We start from the raw sequence: 3,430 nt of genomic DNA, 5'->3' as shown, positions 1-3,430 counted from the left end.
CCGATGGTACTTGGACCGCAGGGTCCTGGGAGAGTAGGACGTTGCCAAGCAGACAGAGATGCGAGCGTGGATTTGCCGTTGCAGATTCACGCAGCGCAGAGCTGTTCCTTACTGTTCCCTGATAGCTCAGTTGGTAGAGCACTCGGCTGTTAACCGAGTTGTCACAGGTTCGAGTCCTGTTCGGGGAGCCATCTTGCTCTCATAGCTCAGTAGGTAGAGTGCATCCATGGTAAGGATGAGGTCACCGGTTCGATCCCGGTTGAGAGCTCCAGTACTTTTTTACAAATTATAGACAAGCTATCCTGAGGCCCGTTGGTCAAGCGGTTAAGACACTGCCCTTTCACGGCGGTAACACGGGTTCGAATCCCGTACGGGTCACCACTTCTTGGACGCTTAGCTCAGCTGGGAGAGCATCTGCCTTACAAGCAGAGGGTCGGCGGTTCGATCCCGTCAGCGTCCACCATCTTTTGCCGGTGTAGCTCAGTTGGTAGAGCGGCTGACTTGTAATCAGTAGGTCGTGGGTTCGACTCCTATCGCCGGCACCATGACATCACATATGAACATCGTTGGGGATTAGCCAAGCGGTAAGGCAACGGACTTTGACTCCGTCATGCATAGGTTCGAATCCTATATCCCCAGCCATTTATGAGAGCCATTAGCTCAGTTGGTAGAGCACCTGACTTTTAATCAGGGTGTCGAAGGTTCGAGTCCTTCATGGCTCACCAGTAATTTATAGGATGCGCGTGTGGCGGAATTGGCAGACGCACTAGACTTAGGATCTAGCGGGCAACCGTGGGGGTTCAAGTCCCTCCACGCGCACCAGTATCATGAAACCCTTGTCGGACAAGGGTTTTTTGTTATTTTAGGGAGATGCATCGAAGCTGTTGCATCATGTGTGCTAACACGTTTGTTAACGATAACATATACGAGCCGATTACGCGCGCATAGGCGGCCGTGGTGTTGTGTTGGATAGATTGGTGAAGTCTTCGGGGAAATAGCTTATACGAAAAGTTGAAAACAAAAAGACGACTGTAATTAGGTATATATCCCTGATTACAGTCGTCCTGAAGTAACTATACGTTTTTTCGACGAATTGTTGTTATAGTAACAATAATTATCAGCACAACACTTAAGGTCGTAACATCAAAGAGCGAGAAATTAGTTGAGTTGCTTATAAACAGGTAAAGCGCACCAACTACAGTTATAACTAATAACAATTTCGCACTTATAACATTGGGTTTCTTTGAGCGTTTAAAGATCACTACAACAACCCCTACAGCAATTAGTGCATAAAAAAGGAGAAGAGCAGTAACACTTAATATTGGCGATACGTTAGCAAGCAAGGAATCACACCCCCAGAAGTATGGGCAACTCATTGTTACAGCTGGCGAAGAGTCTGAAATTCCAAAAGCAAGCATGTACCCATTCTTATTTGAACATATAGGGGAACCAGATAAAATACTTGTAAAGGAAAGTTCGCTAAAAATCTGGTTTCCTCATTTTCTATATGTTTTGGAATATCGAGAGTATACCTGGTTTCTGGTTTGAAAAATATGAACCAATTAATTAAAGCCCCGGATTATTCCGAGGCTTTATTTTGATCATTTGTTTCTATATTGTCTTATCTTAAACTGGAAGTCCATCTTATGGCCGTCTTTAGTATTAATGGATACTTCCCATTTTTCATTAATAATGCCGCCCAAGACCCCAACTGTCTCTGTTTTTTGTTGGCCTGAAGGTATCGGAATGTCTACAGCATAAGTTCTTCCATCTTTCATTAACGTCATGTACACAGTTCCTGGACCATCGTTTTTTACATAAATATCCATAATTCTTCCAGCATGGATGTTTGCAGTAAATGATCTCTGGAAGGAATCGTACCCAACGTGATGAACATCTCCTGGTTCGTAATCGTTTTCGATTGAAAGAGTTTCTGATTGAGTTGGTGCAATTCTAGTTGAATCAGGCGCAGCAGAAGCGAACCCGGTAAACGTTGACAGCATCAGCACTGTTGAAATGACGACTAACGATTTTTTCATAGTAACCTCCTTGGAAATAGGTGGTGGTAATAATACATTCCTATTATACCATATATACCCACTAATTTGTGTTGTCGATGAGTCCCCACTTGTGACGAAGACCCGAACTATTCGGAGCTTTACTTGTAAACACTAATTAGGTACAATTTTTAAAAGACATATTAATAGGAAGTAACACGTTTTAGCTGATGTAATGAGTTGCTAACCATGCTAACGGATTTGTTAACGAACAGGTAAAAACAGAGAAGAATAAAAACCTGTGGATAACCGAAAAATCTTTATATATCAATACTTAGGCGAAACGAGTGAAACACATCCCCTAGACTTAGGATCTAGCGGGCAACCGTGGGGGTTCAAGTCCCTTTACGCGCACTAGTATCATGAAACCCTTGTTTTTTGTTTTATTTATGAAGAGAATGCGTTCGAGATGGGATGTCAAGAGGAGAATGGGTGTCTCGAGAACAGCAGCCAAGTTGGATTGATACGTTCCGGATTTGCAATCTGCATGGGAGGGAGCGTGTTGCCCTGTCTGAACGGGTCGGGGGTGCTCTGACGAAGGAGGAGCTGCTTACCGAAGCAAGAATCCGACATCTGCTGCGGGAGGCGAAGCACCTGTACCGTTGTGTGGACGAGAAGGTGGCTGCTTCGCTCTTTATGAAGCGGTATGCGCATCCGCTTGCAGGGGGAGTAATGCATACTTTCTCCAGGCTGGGACAGCTGCTGGATCCGGACAAATGGTCCTTTACCCTTACAATTGACGCATCCGGGGATATCGATGTAACCGGTGAGGTGGAGCTTGAACCCTATAGGGCGGAAGGCCGAAAGCTCGCCCGGGATCGGCAACTAGAGCTTTTGTTCAAGGGGCACATCAACCGGGTGTTTCAACTGATGAAGCAGGTGTCCGGCATTTCCATTAAGGTGCTATGGGCTAACGTAGCCAACGTACTGGAGCACTATTACGATCTTTGGGCCGCAGAGGAGCATGCAACGGAGCAGGAACGGCTTTTGCAGGAACATAGGGATTGGATACTGCATGAGGCTGCAGGGGCCTTATACGGCGAATATGAAGCTATTCCGCTGGCATTTGCCTATACGGTCATTCCGAATCCTGCTCAGGAGAGCAAAATTTTGAGGATTCGGGAAGTGTGCTGACTCAAGTTCCGCAGCGAATCAGGGCTTCATTGCACGACCTGTCCTCATATTACGGAGCGGCAGCGCGCCGATATTTGGAAATTGCACCAAGAACAAAAAAATATAAAATTCATATTGCATTTGTATTTGTTTTATGATATATTATTACTTGTCGCTTCTGATAAAACTTGATGAAGAGACAAGCTGCGGACATAGCTCAGTGGTAGAGTATCGCCTTGCCAAGGCGAGGGTCGCGGGTT

2 protein-coding genes and 8 tRNA genes are annotated in these 3,430 nt (G+C 45.5%); 9 read left to right on the top strand and 1 reads right to left on the bottom strand.

Annotation, left to right across the window (positions count from 1 at the left end):
* Positions 1–115 precede the first annotated feature (115 nt).
* The 8 genes from DQX05_RS29965 (at position 116) to DQX05_RS29930 (ending at position 822) form a co-directional block, all read left to right on the top strand.
* Positions 116–191 (top strand) — tRNA-Asn (locus DQX05_RS29965).
* Positions 192–195: 4 nt separating this feature from the next.
* Positions 196–271: transfer RNA gene (locus DQX05_RS29960), tRNA-Thr, on the top strand.
* A 35-nt stretch (positions 272–306) separates the two neighbouring features.
* Positions 307–381 (top strand) — tRNA-Glu (locus DQX05_RS29955).
* Positions 382–387: 6 nt separating this feature from the next.
* Positions 388–463 (top strand) — tRNA-Val (locus DQX05_RS29950).
* Positions 464–469: 6 nt separating this feature from the next.
* Positions 470–545 (top strand) — tRNA-Thr (locus tag DQX05_RS29945).
* A 22-nt stretch (positions 546–567) separates the two neighbouring features.
* Positions 568–642: transfer RNA gene (locus DQX05_RS29940), tRNA-Gln, on the top strand.
* Positions 643–649: 7 nt separating this feature from the next.
* Positions 650–725, top strand: a tRNA-Lys gene (locus DQX05_RS29935).
* A gap of 14 nt (positions 726–739) precedes the next feature.
* A tRNA-Leu gene (locus DQX05_RS29930) sits at positions 740–822 on the top strand.
* A 779-nt stretch (positions 823–1,601) separates the two neighbouring features.
* On the opposite strand, the gene DQX05_RS29925 is transcribed toward DQX05_RS29930, so the two are convergent.
* Positions 1,602–2,039 carry a hypothetical protein gene (locus DQX05_RS29925; protein ID WP_119796873.1) on the bottom strand — a complete coding sequence of 146 codons (438 nt, stop codon included), beginning with the start codon at positions 2,037–2,039 and terminating at the stop codon, positions 1,602–1,604.
* A 450-nt stretch (positions 2,040–2,489) separates the two neighbouring features.
* On the opposite strand from DQX05_RS29925, the gene DQX05_RS29920 reads away from it, so the two are divergent.
* Positions 2,490–3,191 carry a ferric iron reductase gene (locus tag DQX05_RS29920; RefSeq protein WP_182914974.1) on the top strand — a complete coding sequence of 234 codons (702 nt, stop codon included), beginning with the start codon at positions 2,490–2,492 and terminating at the stop codon, positions 3,189–3,191.
* Positions 3,192–3,430 lie beyond the last annotated feature (239 nt).

Source organism: Paenibacillus thiaminolyticus (assembly GCF_003591545.1).
Classification (GTDB): domain Bacteria; phylum Bacillota; class Bacilli; order Paenibacillales; family Paenibacillaceae; genus Paenibacillus_B; species Paenibacillus_B thiaminolyticus_A.
This window is presented reverse-complemented; position numbering and strand designations above follow the sequence as displayed.

Bases quoted from the DNA above. Each gene is read 5' to 3' on its own strand.
- DQX05_RS29925 (WP_119796873.1), bottom strand. From the start codon at position 2,039: ATGAAAAAATCGTTAGTCGTCATTTCAACAGTGCTGATGCTGTCAACG.